Below are 20,458 nucleotides of genomic sequence, written 5' to 3' on the forward strand. Positions count from 1 at the left end.
CAAAAGTATCGGAAACTGTACAAAAATTCATATCAGAAACTACAACTGAGTAATTCCCTATTGATAAACTATCGATATTTGAACTTGTTTCGCCGTTGCTCCACAAAAATGTGTAGGGAGATATGCCACCACTTACAATCAGATTTATGAAGGCATCGCTTGCAGTTGAAGATGAAACCCCAAAACTCACAGATGCCACAATAATTTCAGCAGGTTGAATAATTTGGAAAGTGTCTATTATAGTATCGCCGGCGGCATCATTTATTGTTAGATAGTATGTTCCTGCTGGCAAATTTGAAATATCTTCGGTAGTCTGGCCATTGCTCCACAAAAAAGCATATGGTGGAGTACCATAATATGGAGAAATATCAATAGCAGCATCTGAGCCTCCAAAACAGGAAACATTGCTTATATTTTCAGAAATATAAAATGTTTGCGAAAGTTTTGAAACAAAAACATTATAGTATCCAACAGTGTTCAAATTATACACAGCAGGTCCCGGGTCAAAATCACCAGCAGCATGAAAATCGCCTATAGTGTATATGTTTTGATTAGCATCAACTGTAATAGAAACACCATAATCTGAATTACCTCCACCCATACTGTTAGCCCAAATAAAATTGCCAAGAGAATCAAGCTTTGATATGAATATGTCATTATTTCCAAAAGATGTAATATCATAAACCCCTATACCTGGATTAAAATCTACAGTCCCTTCAAAACTTCCTGTTGTAAAAACATTGCCATATTTATCAGTAGTTAAAGAATGTCCAAAATCAGAGCTATTTCCACCTATGCTTTTAGCCCAAATAAAACTTCCATATGAATCAAATTTGGTAATGAAAATATCGTATCCATTTGAAGAAAGAATACAAACACTTGAAGATGGATCAAAATCTACAGTGGCATTAAAAGTACCAGTGATATAAACATTTCCCATGTTATCTACACTTGTAGAAAATCCATAATCATAATCAACTCCTCCAAAACTTTTCGTCCATAACATACTTCCGGCAGCATCTATTTTTGAAATAAAAACATCAGCTTCTCCATTTGAAGTGAGATTAAAAGTGGTACTCGAATCCGGATCGAAATCAACTGTTCCATAAAAAAGGCCAGTAATTAAGATTTTATTTTTATCACCAATAGCAAGACAAGGTTGCCAAATATATGAATTGCCAGTTCCAAGCATACTTTTGGCCCATATGAAATTTCCAAAAGAGTCAAACTTGACAACAAACATGTCACTTATATCATTTGAAACAAGGTCAAACGTTCCAGGTCCAGGATCAAAATCTACAGTATCACTATAATTTCCCGAGATAATAACATTTCCTGCATCATCAATAACAATTGATTTCCCAACATCATAACCATTACTACCAAAACTTTTTGCCCAGCAAAAATTGCCGAAAGAGTCTAATTTTAAAATAAACACATCTTTATCACCATTTGAATTTAGGTAGAAAAATCCTGGGCTCGGGTCAAAATCCACAGGAAAACCAGCATAAAAATAACCAGTAACATAGATGTTCCCAATGGAATCTGAAGCTATAGAGAAAATTTCTTCAGGCCCTAATGATCCAATGCTTATTGCCCAAATAAAATTCCCTGAACTATCAAACTTAGAGACATAAATATCTTCCATCCCATTTGAATTTAGATAATAAACTCCAGTACCTGGGTCAAAATCATTAATTCCTTCAAAGTCCCCAGAACAATAAACATTGCTTGCATTGTCAATTGTAGCAGAACGAACATATATGTCATTTGTTCCTCCAAAACCGATAGCCCATTCGAATTGTACTTCTTGGGCAAAAAGGTTGGTAGTAATTAAAAAAATATTTAGAATAGTTATAAGTTTTGTTTTCATAATTTTATTGCTTTCAATTAAAAAATCAATGTTTAATTACTCAGCTAAGGTAGTAATTAAAAAGGCAAAATGCAATAAATCAAAAATTTAGAAATAGAAAATATTTACCAAAAAAAAGACCTGACAATCGGGTGGGGACTGCCAGGTCTAACAAATATATTACAACATAAATCAAATTGATAATTGCTATGGTGTTTTTGTGTACTTTAAAAAGTTTATTCCAATCCCAAAATATCCATGCCCTGCTCAAAAACTACATCGACAGGAATTTTTAGCTCTTTCAGTTTGTCAAGATCTTTTTGAAGGTCTTTATTAATAACACATTTTTCTTTCATAAGTTTTGCAACTCCTTCATAGTCGCCATTACCTTGCAGAACCAGAATCATTTCGGCAAGAGAATTCATTGCTTCTTGCATTTTTTTGAAATTGATGCTATAAGTACCATTTCTGTGTTTTGTAAATGCACCTTTTTCCATAAAGTAATTATATCTAACGAGGTTTGCTTTCCCGTGTGAGCTTGATGCACCAAATCTGATTGAGCGAAATATACCTGCCATAAATGTAACGTAATTATCCATCAAGTCGCCTTCAAATTCTCCCTGCTCATGAAGTTTTGTAACGAGGTAAAGCCCTAAAATGTCGGCTTTTCCTTCTTCGAGTGCAGAGTATTTTTCTTTCAAGGCATGGCGAACAGTTCCTTTGTCGTTTATAGTATTTTTTATCCCCAGACCGTGAGCAACTTCATGAAACATAGTGTTCCCGAAAAAGGCATCGAATGTAATGTGTTTTTGCTGATTTTTGGCTATCAAAACCTGAGAAATTGGTAACAAAATATTGTCAAATTTGGCTTTCATAGCATTTTTCAATTGTAGCCTTCTACTACCTTTCTCAAGATGAACTCTTTCATCGTTAGGAAGGTTTATAGCAATAGTTTTGCTTCCTGCGTTGCAATCGCCGGCGTAATAAATTACTTCATAAGCTCCAAGGTCAGAATTTCGGCCGGGTATTTCTTGTTTATATTTTGCATCAACAGGTAGGTCTTTCTGAAGGTCTGGCAACATTGTTGCATATTTTTTAAGTTTTTCGCTCCATTCTTTATCTTTTATCAAAATGAAAGCCTCGTGTGCAGCTTTGTAACCATAGAGAGCATCTTCGTAGTTTTCTATTGGTCCTACTACAAAGTCGATGGTATTTTTTTTCATATCCATCCATGCCATATCGCTATCAAGATAATCGTCTGTCAAAAGTGCTTTTGTTCGCAACTGCAAATATCTTTTTAGCTGATAGTCTTCGGCAAGTTCCGATGCTCTAATCATAGCTATGGCTGCTTTCGATATTTTCTCGCGATAAGCAACTTTGTATGGTACTGTTTTCAAATCGCCATTTTCGGCTCGCTGGATAAGGGTGTAAAGACTTGTCTTATTTTCTGCTTCGAGTTGTTCGAATTCTTCTTTTGTCATATCTTTAGGGTAGAAATTTGCGCCTGCAGGTTTTTCTCCAACTCCTTCTATGAATGGTTTGTTCCCATCAATTCTGTTCCAGGGTCCGTAGTTAATTTCGATTAATTTTTTTGCTTCTTCTGATTTGACTTTCCCGAGTAACTCATTTTTATCACCATAGGCTTGTGTCCAGTAAATTTCGTTCATTACTTCGGCTGCTTCGAACAAAAATGGAAGCATTTTTTTTTCATTTTCTGTCAAACCACTTAAATCGGCAGAAAGTTTGACTTTTACATATTCATTCACTTTATCTTTATAGTTTACTTCTTTTTGAGACATTAAATTGTTTGTAGTAAAAAGTAAAACTGTTACTACAATTGCAAAATTTAGTTTAGTCATGATATTATTTTATTAATTATTAATTATTAATTGAAATGATTATTTTTTATCGTTTTGAAATTTGCGGAATATTGTTTCAAAATAGTTCAAGGATTTTCGTAATAAGCTGTAATAAAGAGCCAGATATAATGTTAAGATAGAAAACCAAATTACTAAAAGGTTTACCCAAAAGGTGTCAAAATATTTTCCGAAAATTTGTTTTTTGGGTGCATAGAATTGAGCTTTCACAAATTTATCTTGTGGCATTTGGAAAATTGGATCGGTTTTCTGAAATAAATCACCATCGTATTCAATAATTCGGTTTGGTTCCGAAGAATTTTTTACCATATTTTCAATTGCTTCATTATGAAAAGTTTGCTTACATCTCAATAGCTCTTCTCCTGTATTGTCAATTTGTTCGATTCGTGCAATCACATCATTTCGCTTTTTGCTAGCGAGATTATACAGTTTTTTATAATAAGTTTTTTGTTTGTCAAGATAGTTTGAGATTTCTGAAAGTATTTTTGAATTTATTTTTTCGAAATACAGTTCATTGATATAGTCGAAAGGAATTTTTGGGTTTATGCTAAGCTCTTTTGAAATTTCATTTCTGAAAAGTGTGAGACTTTCAGCAACTTCATCTTTGCTCTTTTCATTATTCAAATTCTTGCTGCAAAAATCAAGCTTATTTCTTAATTGTTTTAGCCAAAATGTATTTTTGTAGTTGGCTTTACTCATGGCTTTATCGAACAGATACAATGGTTTTTCGTATTCGTTTTCTATAAATTGATTTACCGTGAGTGCCTCATATGCCCAGCGTGCAGTTATTACTTCTCCAAAAATAGGAATTGTATTTGGAGATGATAATGAAGGATTTAATTTGTCGAATTTTACGATTACTCCACTCAAAATTATTTGTGGAATTATTAGAAACGGAATAAGAATGTATATTGTAACAGTAGTTTTAAATCCATCAGAAATATTCAAACCAAGGATATTAGCAAAACACCAAGTGCTGAAAAGAATTAACCAATAGTCAATGTACATTCCTTTTATGCCAAGAATTGAATTTCCTAATAACACAAAAATAGACGACTGAATTGCCGAGAGGCTAATCAGGATTGCCACTTTCGACAACAAGTAGCTTTGCCTGCTTAGGTGCAGGAATTTTTCGCGTTTTAATATTTTTCTGTCTTTTATTATTTCTTCGGCTGAAACTGTTAGACCTACAAAAATTGCAATTATAACCGACATAAATATATATACCGGAATGTTGCTATTTTCGCCAAAAACATAAATATTACTTGCTGAAAAATCGACATTATAGTATTTGACAATAAATGCCAGGAAAAAAGCCAAAATTGGTGTTTCTAAGAGGTTTATCAGTAAGTATTGTTTGTTGGTAAGTTTTGATAAGATATCACGCCTAATAAAAACTGAAAACTGTATGAACTTATTAGGGCTATTAAGTTTATTTTCAGGAAGATGGTTTGAAACAAATTTTTCGGGTTCTTTTTCGCTTCTATATTTTTCGTAATCTTCGTTCCATTCTTTTGGAGACTTTTTTCTTATAGTAGTCTGCATTCCGTATTCATCGACTACGCTTGCCTCAACTATATTGAAAATTTGCTCAGAATTTACATTTCCGCAACTGTTGCATTCGCTTTCGCTCCAATTTGCTTGCTGAATTTGTTCTTTGAAATAGATTATAGAACTAATTGGGTTGCCATTGTAAATTAAGTATCCTTCATTGTCAAGAATAATTAATTTATCAAGCATTTTAAATATATTTGACGATGGTTGATGAATTACCGTAAAAACCAATTTCCCTTTCAATGCTAATTCCTTTAAAAGGTCCATAATGTTTTCCGAATCTCTCGAAGATAATCCAGAGGTTGGCTCGTCTAAAAAAAGTACCGAAGGTTCACGAATAAGTTCTAAGCCAATATTTAAGCGTTTTCGTTGTCCGCCGCTTATCTTTTTATTGAGCGGACTGCCAACCTTCATGTCTCTTATTTCAAATAGTCCTAAGTTTTGTAGGGTTTTTGATACAGTTTTTAAGATTTGCTTCTCTGAATAATTTCCAAAGCATAATTTCGCATTGAAATATAGATTTTGTGCAACTGTTAAATCTTCTATGAGTAGGTCGTCTTGCGATACATATCCTATAACTCCTTCCAACTTTGAGTTTTTGTTGTGGATATCTATTTCGTTGATACTTACCTTTCCTTGAGTTGGTTTATAGGAACCATTGAAAACGTTAAGCAGTGTAGATTTCCCAGAGCCACTTGCCCCCATAATCCCAACTAAATTGAATGATTCTTCAGTAAAGCTTAAATTATGTAATCCTATTCCTCCGTTTTTGAATTTGTATTCAACCTCTTGTGCATCGAATACAATTTTTGATTCTGAAATATCAGAAATAAACTTGCTTACAATATCGCTATAAAATATCGGTTTTATTTTGGGATTTCTGATTGAAGAGCCCGGAGTAAGCACGTTTACACGACTTTGCCTGATTAATTGTCCATTCAAATAAACTTCTGTATCTCCAATATATCTAATCAAATACATCGAAACAAATTCCATATTGAATACACGAATTTGTCCTCTCAAAAATTCTGAATATAGATGCTTTGTTTTGGGATGAGCATATAATTTATCATTATTTATTATCAGAATTTTTGTAGAATTTGGTATCTTATTGAAAGGATAAAGTACAAATCCTTTAAGTCTGATATACTCTTCTTGCGATACATTGAAAGTTGAACTAACAGTTTCGATAAATTCTAACTCTTGTTCTGAAATATTTTCATTTTCGGCTCTGACAAATTCAAACAATCTGATTAATACTACAACTTTTTGTTTTTGAGTTAATTCTTCATTGATAGTTGTACATATTTTTAATACTTTAACTGAGCTTAAGGCAATACTTTTTCTTTTTCTTTTCGAATGAGCTTCTTGGTATTTTTTGTAATAATCGTCGAAAAGTGCTAAGTACTCATCAACTAATTCTCTGTTCAATTGTCTGTCGAGAAAAGATTTGACAACATTTCTACTGTCCTTAACATTGCTTTGTGGTATTGCAATGATAGCAAACAAGTGCATAAGTGCCTTTAAGATCCTTTCGCTCAACTTTTTATAAATTAAATAATATTAATAATATTATTGCAAGTATCAAAAAAAAACACAAATTTTCAAATTTCTTTTTATTATTCCTTGCAAAATGTCAATTAATTGGTATATACCATGTTGTAAAAAAAAAAGTTTTTTAAAATCAATATTACATGGAAGTATTAATAATTATTTCTTTTTAAATCATAGCAACAAATCATATACGGATTAGAATGAATTAATAAGAGCCAGAAAGTCGTTGGCATCTAAGGAAGCCCCTCCAATAAGCCCTCCATCCACGTCTGCATTTGCAAAAAGTTCTTTTGCATTCGATGGCTTGCAACTTCCTCCATATAAAATAGTAGTGTTTTGTGCTATAGTTTTGCCAAATTTTTCTGATATTGTATTTCTTATGAAAAGGTGCATTTCCTGAGCTTGCTCAGAGCTTGCAGTAACACCGGTACCTATCGCCCAAACTGGTTCGTATGCAATTATTATTTTCGAAAAGTCATTTTCAGACAACCCAAATAAGACTTCCTCAATTTGTTTCTTAACAATATCGAAATGGGTTCCGGCATTTCTTTGCTCTAATAATTCGCCACAACAAAAAATTGGTATTAAATCATTCTCTAATGTTAAAATAAGCTTTTTTAAAAGTATTTCATCGTTTTCAAGAAAATATTGCCTACGTTCTGAATGGCCAATTATTACATGATTTGCACCGGTTGATTTGATCATTCGTGCCGATATTTCTCCTGTATAGGCTCCTTTTGGCTCTGATGAGCAATTTTGAGCACCAATCTTTACAATATCCTTGTCAACAATGTTGGCAATTTCTGTAAGATGAATATATGGAGTGCATAAAATAACATTTACATCAGGATTTGCATTTTTCCTGACAAGTTTATTTACTTCTGCGCCAAGTTCTATTCCTCTTTTCAAAGAATTATTCATTTTCCAATTGCCTGCTACAGTATTATTTCTCATTTCTAATATTTTTTAATTTATCATATTTTCATGACAAATATAATTATTTTTAAATTTTGATTTGCCAAAAGCATAAAAAATTGTGTTAACTAAAAGTAAAATTTGATAAAAAAGGTTTTGAGGAAAGATGTATATTCTGATTTTATTGAAATAATTATCATCTTTTATTTTCCTACTTTATTGTTATAATTGATTTTGTGATATATTTGCATTGCTTGTTGAAAGAATTAATTGATAAAAAATTTTAAGATGATATATATTTTAAATGAGAATAATTCGATTTTGAATCAATTTATTGCTGAAATCAGAGATGAAAATATTCAAAAAGATAAAATTCGATTTAGGAGAAATCTTGAAAGAATTGGCGAAATTATTGCTTACGAAATTAGCAAAAAGCTTGAATTTTCTGAAAAGCTTATCCAAACTTCTTTAGGAATTTCAAATACTCCGGTATTAAGCGAGAAATTGGTTTTGGGTACAATTTTGCGAGCAGGACTACCTTTTCATCAAGGATTGCTAAACTATTTTGACAGTGCCGAAAATGCTTTTGTTTCTGCTTACAGGAAATATAATAAGGACGGATCGTTCGATATTGAAGTGGAGTATATTTCTTCACCAAATATTGAGGAAAAAACTTTGATTTTAGCTGATCCAATGTTAGCCACAGGGCTTTCAATGGTTTTGGCTTATAAATCACTATTAGAAAATGGAATTCCGGCACATACACATATTGTATCAATTATTGCAAGTAGGGAAGGTGTCGAATATTTGAACAAGCATTTGCCTACTGAAAATATAACTTTATGGATTATAGCCATTGATGATGAATTGACCGCAAAATCGTACATTGTTCCTGGTCTTGGCGATGCTGGCGATTTGGCATATGGTAGCAAGGGGGATTGATTTTTTTACAATGATTATATCAAAAACCAATTATAGATTGCCACATTTGATTTTATGTCAATTATTAAAACATATAAGTATAAAAAAACGAAAGATAAATTTTTTCTTCACATTAGAAGAAATACGTGTTTCAAAAAAATAGTCTTATGAAAAAACTCATTGATATATTTAAAAATGGTAGTTCTTGGATTAGGGCAGATTTTCATTTACATACTAAAGCAGATAAAGAATTTATTTATAGCGGCGAAGAAAATTCCTTTATTTCATTATATGTAGATAAACTTAAGGAGCAAAAAATAAGGCTTGCGTGTATTACGAACCATAATAAATTTGACAAAAACGAATTCAAGGCTCTATCAAAGAAATCCAGAAAAGAAGAGATTTATATTTTGCCGGGAGTTGAGCTTTCAGTTAATGATGGTGCAAACGGCATTCATAGCTTAGTTGTATTTAATCCAAAGGAGTGGTTAGAAAACGATACAGATTTTATAAATCAATTTTTAACACAAACATTTGCAGGCAAAAGCAACTACGAAAATGAGAATGGTAGGTCAAATGACAGTTTGATTGAAACAATAAAAAAATTAGATGCTTTTGAAAAGGATTACTTTATTATAATGGCTCATGTCGAGCAGAAAAGTGGTTTTTACAATGAACTTAATGGAGGTCGAATTAAAGAATTGGGCGAACATCCAATATTTCAAAAATCAGTTTTAGGTTTTCAGAAGATGCGAACTCGTGAATATAAAAAAAATCTTGAATTATGGTTAAACAATAAGCTTCCTGCCGCAGTGGAAGGATCAGACCCAAAGAAGATTGAGGATATTGGCAATGCAGAGCTTACTTATTTAAAGGTTGGGGCTTATAATTTTGAAGCAATTAAATATGCACTGTTGGATGAAAAATTTCGACAATCAAAATCATTAACTCCACCCACTAATAGCTACATTAAAACAATTGCCTTTACAGGAGGAAAAATGGATGGAAAAACGATTCAGTTAAACCACTCAATGAATAATTTAATTGGCATAAGAGGTAGTGGGAAATCCTCAATTTTAGAAGCAATTAGATATGCTTTGGATATTGAACTATCAGAAAAAGAAAATGTTGATTTTAAGTATAAAAATGGGATTGTTAATTCATTGCTTGGAAGTGGAGGAAAAATAACCTGTTTGATGATTGACGACCAAGGCAATGAATTTACAACAGAAAAAATACTCGGGGATAGAACCAATATTTATAAAAATAAAGAACTTCAATTAGGATTAAAGCCAAGTGCTATAGTTAAAAAACCAATCTACTATGGACAAAAAGACCTTTCGAAAATTGGAGATTCCTCTTCTACGAAGAATTTATTAAACAAACTAATAGGTAACCGATTATTAGATAAAAAACGACAAGTAGAAGAAAAGAATCAAGACGTACTAAGATTGATTGATGAAATTAAAAAGATAAATTCAAAAATAGATCGCAAACCAGAAATTGAGGCAAAACAAGCTGAATTAAAATTGAAGATTCAAGTATTCAAGGATAATGAGATTGATAAAAAACTTGAAAAGCAAATTAGTTTTAATAAAGATTTCAATTTCATTAAAAGAGTTGACAAGTTTGAAACCAAAATAATAGATGCTTTAGATGCTTTTATTCAAGAACATGATGATGGTTTCGAAAGTTTTCATCACTATAAATCAAAAGAGAATATTGATGATGTAGATAAAGTGATTTTATCGTTAATGTCCTTTGAAAAGATTTTTGATAGCCTACGTGGTGTACTTATTAAGCTTATTGATAAGAATGAACAACTTAATGGATTCGATAACAATTTTACAATAAAATACAACGAACTAAAAGAGGAATTCTCTAAGATTAAACGTGAAATAAATCTTCCTAATATTCAGGCAGATGATTATGTGAAATACACAAAAGATCTTGATTTGACCAAAGCACAACTTTCTGAATTAGTAAAACTTTCAAATAAAAAAGAACAGTTGCAAATTCAATTAGAACAGACCTTAGTAGCACTTCAGGGATTATGGCATAATGAATTTGAAATTATCCAGGAAGAGATTAAGAAAGTAAATAATGACCAAGATTCTGTTAAAATCAATGTAGATTTCAAAGGGAACAAAGAAGATTTTAAGTCATATTTAAAAGAAAATTTGAGAGGAAGTAACCTTCGAGAAAACAATATTCAGTCTATTGTTGATAATTATGCAGATTTGATTAATGTTCATTCTGACTTATCGGTGAAAAATAGCAATATTAGAACTAACTTATCCGACAATCAGCTTCATACATTTAAAGAATATTTTAATTTGAACATTGGTGCTTTTTTAACTTATCGTGTTCCGGAAAAATTTGAAATTATTTATAAGGGACGCTCTCTAAATGAGCATTCATTAGGTCAAAGAGCATCTGCTTTAATAATATTTTTACTCACTTTGAAGGATAGCGATTTAATTATCATCGACCAACCCGAAGATGATTTGGACAATCAAACAATTTATAATGATGTCATTAAAGTACTAAAAGAGCTAAAGAATTCTTCTCAATTCATATTTGCTACACATAATCCAAACGTTCCAGTTTTAGGAGATTGCGAGCAAATAATTTCATGCAGTTTCGACTCAAATATAATTAGTACTAATTTGGGAAGTATTGATGACGAAACAATACATCAAGAGATTGTTAATATAATGGAAGGTGGAAAAGAGGCATTTAATAATAGAAAAAGAATTTACGAATTATGGACGCATTAGAATTATTAGACATAATACAAAGAGGAGAATCCAGTGAGGTGCAATTCAAAATACGTGTTAATGATGCGTATAAAGTCGGTACAGAAATGGTTGCTTTTTCGAACACCAAAGGAGGAATATTAGTAATTGGCGTTGATGATAAAACAGGAGATATAAATGGACTTTCTTTTGAGGAACTACAAGCCACGAATCAACTTTTAGCAAATGCTGCATCAAATAATGTAAAAACTCCGATTTATATTTTCACAGAAACGGTAACGATTGAAGAGGATAATTTGGTTGTTGCTCATATTTCAGAGGGAACTAGTAAACCTCATATGGATAATAAGGGTATTACTTGGGTGAAAAATGGCTCAGACAAAAGGAAGGTTATCGTTAAAGAAGAATTCGCGAGACTTCTTCAAAGTAGTGGCAACCTGTATGCTGATGAAACAGTTGTAACAGGAACAACAATAAATGATATTGATGATACTTTCTTCAAAGATTTTGTGCTAAAAAAATATGAAGATAATATTGATAACATGGGCTTATCAATTCCTAAATTATTAACTAATATGGGAATGCTTAAAAATGGTTGTTTATCTCTTGCAGGACTATTGCTATTTGGGGAAATCCCTCAGAAATATAGAGCTTCATTTACGGTTCAATGTGTTGCGATAAAAGGGAACTCAATTAGTTCTGACAGCTTTAAAAGTAAAAAAAGTCCTTTTGAAGGTAATTTATTTGAGCTATATGAAAAGACTCTTTCATTTATAATTCAAAACCTAAACGAAGTTCAAAAAGAAGATGGATTTAATTCTCAAGGAGAACTTGAAATACCATTGAAAACGATTAAAGAACTTCTCGTTAATGCTTTGGTACATCGCAATTATTTTATTCAATCAAGCATTAAGGTATTTATATTCGACAATAGAGTTGAAATAATTAGTCCTGGAAACTTGCCCAATACCTTGACTATTGATAATATAAAAGCAGGAATTTCTATTCCAAGAAATCCCATTCTTTTTTCAAATGTCAGATATATATTACCTTTCGTTGGAGTTGGAAGTGGAATACCCAGGGCTTATGAAAATTCACCTGACCTAAAATTAATTAATGATACTGATAGGGAATTATTTATTGCCAAAATTAATCGACAAGGAAGCAATGCCTAAAGTTTTATACAGTACATTCTATTAAAAGAAAAATAAAAAAAACTTAATTCAAACAATTCTCATATTTTCCTAACAATACTTTTATCTCCGCATTTTTCCATCAATTCCTTGATAGAAAACGAAAAAACGGGATGAATAAGTTTCGGACTTAATTCAAGTAATGGAAGCAGTGTAAACATACGTTTGTGCAAATGTTTATGAGGTATGGTTAAGTTTGGGTTTTCAATTATTTCAAAATCATAAAATAAAATATCAATATCTATTTTTCTTGTTTCATATTCTTTCGATTTTTTTATCCTGCCTAATTGCTTTTCAATTTCTTGCGTTTTTAATAATAATTTACTGGGTTTCAGATTTGTGTCGATAAGGACAACTTGGTTAAGAAACCAATTTTCTGTCTCGAAGCCCCAAGGTTCGGATTCATATATAGACGATTTTGAAACTATTTTACCTACAGTTTTTTCGAGACAAACAATAGCATTATGTAGAAAATTCTCTCTATTTCCTAAGTTACCTCCAAGTAAAATGTATGTTTTAGCCATAGTTACACTACAATTTTGAGATTGAATATAGTTTTTTTTTACAAATTAGTATTTACTGATTGTCAACTAATAACACTCCATTCTTTATTAGTTGAAGTCATTTTCTCAAGATTATTTTTTAGAATTATATTATTTGAATTTTCAAGCAGAGGATCATTGTTGATTACTTTCTCAGCAATATCTCTAGCATATTGCAAAATTTGGGTGTCTTTTCCCAAATTGGCTATACGCAAATCGAATGGAATTCCGCTTTGTTGTGTCCCTTCAATATCTCCTGGTCCACGAAGTCTCATGTCTGCCTCAGCAATTTCGAAACCATTGTTTGTTTGTACCATAATATTTATTCGTTTTCGGGCTTCATTCGAAAGTTTGAAAGATGTCATTAAAATGCAAAACGATTGCTCAGCTCCTCTTCCAACTCTACCTCTTAGTTGATGTAACTGCGATAAGCCAAATCGTTCGGTACTTTCAATAAGCATAACAGAGGCATTTGGTACATCAACCCCCACTTCAATTACGGTTGTTGCTATCAGTATTTGAGTTTTCCCTTCTACAAAGCGTTGCATTTCTAAATCTTTGTCATGTGGTTTCATTCGTCCGTGAACAACTCCGATTGAATATTCTGGAAGTGGAAATTCTCTGCTAAGGCTATCATAACCGTCCATCAAGTCTTTATAGTCAAGTGTTTCAGACTCTTCAATCAAAGGATAAACTACATAAATTTGTCGCCCGAGTTTAATCTGTTTTTCTATAAAACCATAAACGACCAATCGCTTAGAATCGAAATAATGGACTGTTTTTATGGATTTCCTGCCGGGCGGGAGTTCATCAATAACAGACACATCCAAATCTCCATAAACTGTCATCGCCAATGTACGAGGAATTGGTGTAGCAGTCATTACTAACATATGTGGTGGATTTGTATTTTTAGCCCACATTTTTGCACGCTGAACTACGCCAAATCTATGTTGTTCGTCGATTATTACTAATCCCAGATTTTTGAATTTCACCGTATCTTCAATAAGAGCGTGCGTTCCAATCAAAATATTTATTGTTCCGTCCTGAAGCTTCTGGTGTAAAACATTTCTTTCAGATTTTTTGCTTGAACCAGTTAAAATGCCAATTTCTACATTGAGACCTTGAATTAATTTTGAAATAGAAACAAAATGCTGATTAGCAAGAATTTCTGTAGGAACCATCAGACATGCCTGAAAATTATTGTCAATAGCAATGAGTATAATCATCAATGCAACCAGAGTTTTTCCGCTACCAACATCGCCCTGCAAAAGTCTATTCATTTGTTTTCCAGAACCCATATCTTTTCGCATTTCTTTGATGACTTTTTTTTGGGCATTGGTCAATTCAAATGGTAGTTTGTTTTTAAAGAAAGTGTTAAATACTTCTCCGACTACAGGAAATTTATATCCTGCAAACTTTTTCGTGGTATTGTATTTTAATTTGAGAATATTTAACTGAATATAAAACAACTCTTCAAATTTCAATCGAAATTGTGCTTTATTCAACAATTCAGTCGATTGTGGAAAATGGATATTAAATAATGCTTTATTAAGTGGCAATAAGTTTAGCTTTTCGACCAAATAGAAAGGAAGAGTTTCGTAAATATCGCTACTTACTACATTAAACAATGCCTGTTGGATTTTACTAATACTTTTAGATGTGAAAAAATTGTTTCGCAATTTTTCAGTCAAGCTGTAGTGAGCCTGAAGCGATGATTCAATTTCTGAGGAAGTTTTTACAGAAGGTTCAATTTCGGGATGCACAATGTTCATTTGGCGATTGAAAATTGTGGCTTTACCATAAATTATATACTCAATATTTGGTTTTATACTTTCTTTAATCCATTTTATGCCTTTAAACCAAACAAGATCAATAGTGTCAGTTCCATCAAAAAAACTTGCTACAAGTCGTTGTTTGAATTTTTGACCAATAATTTCAGTGTATTTTATAGTTCCTTTTATCTGGATATGTGGTAGTTCCGGCGAAATATCACTTATTTTATAAAATTTGGTTTTGTCTATATGTTTAAAAGGAAAATAATACAACATATCCTCGAAAGTAAAAATCTCTATTTCTTTGTTGAGCAGTTCGGCACGTTTGGGCCCAACTCCTTGCAGATATTTTATTTCCGACAATAATTTCGACATTATAAGCAAATTTTTTCTCAATACTAAAAATCCATTTGAGCAAAATACTATAACTCAAATAAAAATTATATAGCAAAAATGGGATTTTTTTTTGTTATAATTATGATTTTGCTTTTATCGGGAAAAATATAAAAATTTATAATTATGGTTATCTTTAAAAAAGAACTATAACGGAACTTATATTGCTGATATTAAGACTATTTACGACAATATTAGCTTTTTAGAAATTCGCTAAATTGCAATATTAAAATGAGTTTTTTCGATTCCATTAACATATTTCGAACTTTTAGACATTCGGAAAGGAAAATAATTTGATATATTATCTGCATTTTTATCTTCCGGCAAATCGTATTTTAGTTCTAATATGATTGAATTGTTGTCTTTCACTACCGATTGAAAAGTATTAAATCTGTTTGAAATATTCCGATAATTTAATTCCGAATCAAGAGTTATTCTATATTTTTTATCGAAAGTTCTAAAATATTTTCTCTTATATCTATTAACCAGAGTGGGTTGCAGTTTTTTCAGGTCGAAAACAGCCCAAGTTGGCAAGTCGGAATTTTCAAATATTTCTGTCAGATTTTCTATCGAAAAATCTTTATTAAGGACAAATGATTTTAGTGGGAAAGAAATTTTATGGCCAACTACACCAGATTTTATTTTAAATTCTAAAACAGGAGAATTGACCTTTCCGAACAAATCGCCATACCATCTTATTCTGGCTTTTTTTCGATCGCTATTGCCAATTATGTTGTCGTAATAGTAGGTGAGTTTATTTGTGTCAAGATAAATATTGTTGATATATCTTTCATTGAATATTTCATGAAAAAGTGCAGGATTTTTTTTCACCTCAAGCTCTATCCTATGATTTGAAAGATTGCATACAAATTTTCTTTCGAACCTGCTATTTTTTAGTTGAGTGTATTCCGGTATCATTTCTGTGTGAAAATATCAAATGCAGATAACTAATTATCTATGTAACTAATTCTGATTGATTTATTTATATCTTCCAACTGTTTTGTGCAATCCTGAATATTTCCAGTTTTTTTAATTTCAACCATGAATGCCGCTTCAATCAAGTCTTCACTTTTGTCATATCTTTTAAGTTCTGCAGCCTTGAAATTATTTTTTACAATTTCAACAATTGTGTTCAACTCTATTGAAGTTGGCGAATTGCTACTAATAGTGAAAAACAAATTTTGATTTTCACTTTTTCTATTGATGAAAAATCTTGCCCATATTATTAAAGTTACAATTGTAAAGGCTATTATAGTTATAATCACTTGATTAGCACCCAATCCTAATCCAATTGAAATCGTCAGGAACAAATATGCAAGTTCTTCGGGTTCCTTAATAGCAGAACGAAAACGAACAATTGATAAAGCTCCAACCAATCCCAAAGATAATGCAAGAGATGATTTTACAATACTGATAATCAGCATAGTTGTAAAAGCAATTAAAATAAAATTTGCAGCAAATATTTTTCTGTTAGATAGGCTTTTTGCACATTTTGCATAAGTTAATTCAAGTATTATCGAAAGAATAATTATTACAACTGAGTTTAGGACGAAATCTTGAATGGAGATTTGAACATCTTGAGTAATTAAAAATTTTTGAAATAAGCTCCATTTGTTTTCCATGTTCAATATTCTTTATGTTTTTCTTTTATACATTAATTAGAATAATATGTAATTATGCAATTTTCAATCGTTTGACATTCGATTTCTCAATTTTTTCTTCGGCATATTTTGCTGAAACAGATAATGATTTCGTTTTTGTTGATGGCAAATCGAACATTGCATCAATCATAATTGTCTCGCAAATTGAACGTAGCCCTCTTGCACCCAGCTTAAATTCTATGGCTTTATCTACAATATATTCTAAGGTTTCGTCTGTGAAACTCAGTTTAATTCCATCAATTTTAAATAATTCTACGTATTGTTTAATAATAGAATTTTTTGGTACTGTAAGAATATCTCGAAGTGCTTTTCTGCTCAAGGGTTTAAGGTAGGTCAAAATTGGAAGTCTTCCTACAATTTCAGGAATTAATCCAAATGAGCGCAAATCCATTGGTGCAATATATTGTAGTAAATTGTCTCTATCGTAAGCTTCGTTGGTGAGAGACGATTGATATCCAACTACCTGAGTATTTAAGCGTTGTCCAATTTTTTTATCTATCCCATCGAAAGCTCCGCCACAAATAAACAAGATGTTTTTTGTATTGAGCGGAATTAGTTTTTGTTCGGGATGTTTTCGTCCCCCTTGTGGTGGTACATTTACAATTGAGCCTTCCAACAATTTTAATAAACCTTGCTGAACTCCTTCGCCGGAAACATCTCTTGTAATTGATGGATTGTCTCCTTTTCTTGCAATTTTGTCAATTTCATCAATAAAAACAATTCCTTTTTCGGCAGCCTTGACATCGTAGTTTGCAGCTTGAAGCAAGCGAGTGAGCAAACTTTCAATATCTTCGCCAACATAGCCAGCTTCGGTAATAACTGTTGCATCAACTATTGTAAACGGAATATTTAGCATTTTCGCAATAGTACGTGCCAGCAATGTTTTACCGGTTCCGGTTTCACCCACTAAAATAATATTCGATTTTTCAATTTCTACTTCGTTTTTCGAATCCTGAAGTATTCTTTTATAATGATTGTAAACTGCTACCGACAGATATTTTTTCGCATCTTCTTGACCTATTACATATTGGTCTAAAAAGGATTTTATTTCGATGGGTTTAAGTAACTTAATTCCATTAATATCAGAATTCTCCATACTCTGACTTTTTGTTTCGCTATCAATTATTTGTTTTGCCTGAACGACACATTTATCGCAAATATGACCAGAAACTCCTGCAATTAATAATTGTGTGTCTTTTTTTTGTCTTCCACAAAATGAACATTTATCCATTTCTTTATATATTTAAAATGAAACTGGAAATTAGATAGTTAGAAAATATTTATAAAACTTCCTAATTGTAAATTTCCAAATTACTTACTTCTCAACATCACTTCATCAATCATTCCATAGTCTTTAGCTTCCTGAGCGGTCATCCAAAAATCTCTATCGGAGTCTTTCTCAACTTGCTCTAAGGGAGTGTCGGAATGTTCTGAAATTATTTTGTAAAGTTCTTTTTTTAGTTTTTGAATTTCTCGTGCGGTAATTTCGATATCCGAAGCTTGTCCTTGCACACCACCCATCGGTTGATGAATCATTACTCGTGAGTGTTTCAAAGCCATACGTTTTCCTTTGGTTCCTGCCGATAGAAGTACGGCACCCATTGAGGCAGCCATTCCGGTACAAATGGTTCTTACATCACAATTTACGAATTGCATGGTGTCGTAAATTCCTAATCCGGCATGAACAGCTCCGCCCGGTGTATTAAAATAAATCTGAATATCTTTTGAAGGGTCGGACGATTCGAGAAATAATAGTTGAGCTTGAACAATATTTGCCACATAATCGTCGATTGGGAGTCCCAGAAATATTATTCTATCCATCATCAAACGTGAGAAAACGTCCATCGCTACAACGTTTAGCTGACGTTCTTCAATAATATTTGGAGTAATGGCAGAAGTAAAATTGTTTGCCATTGAAGTATATTTATGAAGATTTAAACTGCTAATACCCATATGTTTGGTAGCATATTTGTTAAATTCTTGATTTTGCATTTTACTGAAAATTATTGGTTATTAATTATATATAGCTATAAGCCAACATTATTTTTATTCCGTATCTTTACTTTCCTCATCTTTTTCTGCTGGCTCTTCTGTTGGAGTTTCAGAATTTTGTTCTTCAGGTTTTTCACTTAGTTTCTTAAAATCCTCGAAACTGATACTTTCTTCTTTTATAATCGCTTTTTCCTTTAAGCTGGTCATAAGTTTGTTGTCGAGCACTAATCCCTGATATCTTTCAACAGTTTCTTTATTCTCTAACATTTCATTTATCATATTGTCTAATTCTTCCTTTTGTGGAAAATAGCTATTCTGAATGAAATGCTGAATTGAGTGCATTCTCAATAAACTTTCGATATCTTCTTTAGAGGCTTTTAGTTCAAATTGGTCAACCAAGTCATTTTTAATAAGTTGCCAATTCCATTCTTTAGAAATAGCATCCCAATTTTTTTCTATAGATTCCGCTGTTTGAGTTTTATCTTTTCTTAACATCCATTTTTTAAGAAATTCTACAGGAAGCTCAATTTTAGTTTCCATCAAAGTATTAATAGAATCTGTGTAAAACTGTGAGTTACTTTGCTGATCATAAGATTTTGCAATTTCTATTTTTAGTTCTGCATGAAAATCATCAAGAGTTTCAATTTCTTTATTAGGCATTGCTTTCTTAAAGAGGTCTTTGTTTTTTTCAGCAGGGAAATATTCCGAAATGCTACTTATAGTAACATGAAAATTAGAATCCAATTTTTCGGCTTTATCTTTTTCAATTGATAGTATCGAACTAATTTCGGTAGCATTGGGGAATGCTTTCTGTATATTCATATCAAGTTCGTCGCCAACTTTTAAACCAATAATGCTATCCTTAATTTCTTGGTCTTTAATTACTCCTGCATAAAATTGCGTGTTTTCAACATTAATTCCATTTTCTAGTTGCTCGTTGTTTTCGTCTAATTCGTATGTTGAGATTTGTACTGATGTCTTTTCACTAATCTCATCAGAAGATTTGCTTTCTGCAAACTGATTTGCAATAGCATCGCATTCTTCAACTATTTTCTCTTCAGTAATATCAATTTTATAATTGAGTAATTCGGTTTTAGCAATATCAATATTTAGATCTTCGATGTACCCTATATCAAAATTTAATATAAACTCTCCCTCAACGTTAAAATCCAATACATTCTGCTCAGTAGCACTTTCGAGAGGTTCTCCCAGCATATGTATCTTATTTTCTTCAATGAAATTAAATAAACTTCTGCTGGCTGTTTCCCAAACTTTTTCTTCTAAAATGGCTCTACCGTGCATTTTCTTAATAAGTCCTTTTGGAACCATACCTTTTCTAAAACCGGGGATATTTGCTTTTTGCCTTGTTTCTTTTATGGCTTTTTCAAAACTCTCGTTGTAATCTTCTTTTTCTACGGTAAGTTTTATTGTTGATGTCAAATTTCCATGGTCAATTCTATCAATTTTCATTTT

General features: G+C 31.7%; 14 protein-coding genes. 3 read left to right on the forward strand and 11 right to left on the reverse strand.

Annotation, left to right across the window (positions count from 1 at the left end; all coding sequences use genetic code 11):
* The 4 genes from HN894_05860 to HN894_05875 all read right to left on the reverse strand — a co-directional run.
* Nucleotides 1–1,873, reverse strand: a 1,873-nt coding sequence (locus HN894_05860; GenBank protein ID MBT7142844.1) for a hypothetical protein, incomplete at its 3' end; no start/stop codon positions are given.
* A 215-nt stretch (nucleotides 1,874–2,088) separates the two neighbouring features.
* Nucleotides 2,089–3,711, reverse strand: coding sequence for a Zn-dependent hydrolase (locus HN894_05865; protein MBT7142845.1), 1,623 nt, complete (start codon nucleotides 3,709–3,711; stop codon nucleotides 2,089–2,091).
* 39 nt (nucleotides 3,712–3,750) lie between these two features.
* On the reverse strand, nucleotides 3,751–6,825 hold the full coding sequence (locus tag HN894_05870; protein ID MBT7142846.1) for an ATP-binding cassette domain-containing protein: 3,075 nt from the start codon (nucleotides 6,823–6,825) through the stop codon (nucleotides 3,751–3,753).
* A gap of 207 nt (nucleotides 6,826–7,032) precedes the next feature.
* Nucleotides 7,033–7,791 (reverse strand): triose-phosphate isomerase, encoded by a 759-nt coding sequence (locus tag HN894_05875; GenBank protein ID MBT7142847.1) that lies wholly within the window; start codon nucleotides 7,789–7,791, stop codon nucleotides 7,033–7,035.
* A gap of 249 nt (nucleotides 7,792–8,040) precedes the next feature.
* Between HN894_05875 and upp the strand changes: the two genes are divergently transcribed.
* The 3 genes from upp (at nucleotide 8,041) to HN894_05890 (ending at nucleotide 12,607) form a co-directional block, all read left to right on the forward strand.
* Nucleotides 8,041–8,694, forward strand: a complete 654-nt coding sequence (gene upp, locus HN894_05880) for a uracil phosphoribosyltransferase (protein ID MBT7142848.1) — start codon at nucleotides 8,041–8,043, stop codon at nucleotides 8,692–8,694.
* Nucleotides 8,695–8,840: 146 nt separating this feature from the next.
* The gene (locus tag HN894_05885) at nucleotides 8,841–11,453 is read left to right on the forward strand and encodes an AAA family ATPase (GenBank protein ID MBT7142849.1); all 2,613 of its coding nucleotides are present in this window, start codon (nucleotides 8,841–8,843) and stop codon (nucleotides 11,451–11,453) included.
* Nucleotides 11,441–12,607, forward strand: coding sequence for an ATP-dependent DNA helicase RecG (locus HN894_05890; GenBank protein ID MBT7142850.1), 1,167 nt, complete (start codon nucleotides 11,441–11,443; stop codon nucleotides 12,605–12,607). The genes HN894_05885 and HN894_05890 overlap by 13 nt, the downstream gene beginning before the upstream one ends.
* 59 nt (nucleotides 12,608–12,666) lie before the next feature.
* On the opposite strand, the gene folK is transcribed toward HN894_05890, so the two are convergent.
* From folK to HN894_05925, 7 genes are all read right to left on the reverse strand, one after another.
* On the reverse strand, nucleotides 12,667–13,149 hold the full coding sequence (folK, locus tag HN894_05895) for a 2-amino-4-hydroxy-6-hydroxymethyldihydropteridine diphosphokinase (protein ID MBT7142851.1): 483 nt from the start codon (nucleotides 13,147–13,149) through the stop codon (nucleotides 12,667–12,669).
* A gap of 62 nt (nucleotides 13,150–13,211) precedes the next feature.
* Nucleotides 13,212–15,314, reverse strand: a complete 2,103-nt coding sequence (gene recG, locus HN894_05900) for an ATP-dependent DNA helicase RecG (GenBank protein MBT7142852.1) — start codon at nucleotides 15,312–15,314, stop codon at nucleotides 13,212–13,214.
* A 231-nt stretch (nucleotides 15,315–15,545) separates the two neighbouring features.
* On the reverse strand, nucleotides 15,546–16,250 hold the full coding sequence (locus tag HN894_05905) for a VTC domain-containing protein (protein MBT7142853.1): 705 nt from the start codon (nucleotides 16,248–16,250) through the stop codon (nucleotides 15,546–15,548).
* A 29-nt stretch (nucleotides 16,251–16,279) separates the two neighbouring features.
* Nucleotides 16,280–16,954 carry a DUF4956 domain-containing protein gene (locus HN894_05910; GenBank protein ID MBT7142854.1) on the reverse strand — a complete coding sequence of 225 codons (675 nt, stop codon included), beginning with the start codon at nucleotides 16,952–16,954 and terminating at the stop codon, nucleotides 16,280–16,282.
* 52 nt (nucleotides 16,955–17,006) lie between these two features.
* Nucleotides 17,007–18,224: an ATP-dependent Clp protease ATP-binding subunit ClpX gene (gene clpX, locus HN894_05915; protein ID MBT7142855.1), complete on the reverse strand. Its 1,218-nt coding sequence runs from the start codon at nucleotides 18,222–18,224 to the stop codon at nucleotides 17,007–17,009.
* 80 nt (nucleotides 18,225–18,304) lie between these two features.
* The gene (gene clpP, locus HN894_05920; GenBank protein ID MBT7142856.1) at nucleotides 18,305–18,985 is read right to left on the reverse strand and encodes an ATP-dependent Clp endopeptidase proteolytic subunit ClpP; all 681 of its coding nucleotides are present in this window, start codon (nucleotides 18,983–18,985) and stop codon (nucleotides 18,305–18,307) included.
* A 54-nt stretch (nucleotides 18,986–19,039) separates the two neighbouring features.
* Nucleotides 19,040–20,455 (reverse strand): hypothetical protein, encoded by a 1,416-nt coding sequence (locus tag HN894_05925; GenBank protein MBT7142857.1) that lies wholly within the window; start codon nucleotides 20,453–20,455, stop codon nucleotides 19,040–19,042.
* Between the last annotated feature and the right edge of the window lie 3 nt (nucleotides 20,456–20,458).

This window comes from Bacteroidota bacterium, assembly GCA_018692315.1.
Taxonomy (GTDB): Bacteria; Bacteroidota; Bacteroidia; order Bacteroidales; family JABHKC01; genus JABHKC01.

Bases quoted from the DNA above. Each gene is read 5' to 3' on its own strand.
- HN894_05865 (MBT7142845.1), bottom strand. From the start codon at position 3,711: ATGACTAAACTAAATTTTGCAATTGTAGTAACAGTTTTACTTTTTACT.
- HN894_05875 (MBT7142847.1), bottom strand. From the start codon at position 7,791: ATGAGAAATAATACTGTAGCAGGCAATTGGAAAATGAATAATTCTTTG.
- upp (MBT7142848.1), top strand. From the start codon at position 8,041: ATGATATATATTTTAAATGAGAATAATTCGATTTTGAATCAATTTATT.
- HN894_05885 (MBT7142849.1), top strand. From the start codon at position 8,841: ATGAAAAAACTCATTGATATATTTAAAAATGGTAGTTCTTGGATTAGG.
- HN894_05890 (MBT7142850.1), top strand. From the start codon at position 11,441: ATGGACGCATTAGAATTATTAGACATAATACAAAGAGGAGAATCCAGT.
- folK (MBT7142851.1), bottom strand. From the start codon at position 13,149: ATGGCTAAAACATACATTTTACTTGGAGGTAACTTAGGAAATAGAGAG.
- recG (MBT7142852.1), bottom strand. From the start codon at position 15,314: ATGTCGAAATTATTGTCGGAAATAAAATATCTGCAAGGAGTTGGGCCC.
- HN894_05905 (MBT7142853.1), bottom strand. From the start codon at position 16,250: ATGATACCGGAATACACTCAACTAAAAAATAGCAGGTTCGAAAGAAAA.
- HN894_05910 (MBT7142854.1), bottom strand. From the start codon at position 16,954: ATGGAAAACAAATGGAGCTTATTTCAAAAATTTTTAATTACTCAAGAT.
- clpX (MBT7142855.1), bottom strand. From the start codon at position 18,224: ATGGATAAATGTTCATTTTGTGGAAGACAAAAAAAAGACACACAATTA.
- clpP (MBT7142856.1), bottom strand. From the start codon at position 18,985: ATGCAAAATCAAGAATTTAACAAATATGCTACCAAACATATGGGTATT.
- HN894_05925 (MBT7142857.1), bottom strand. From the start codon at position 20,455: ATGAAAATTGATAGAATTGACCATGGAAATTTGACATCAACAATAAAA.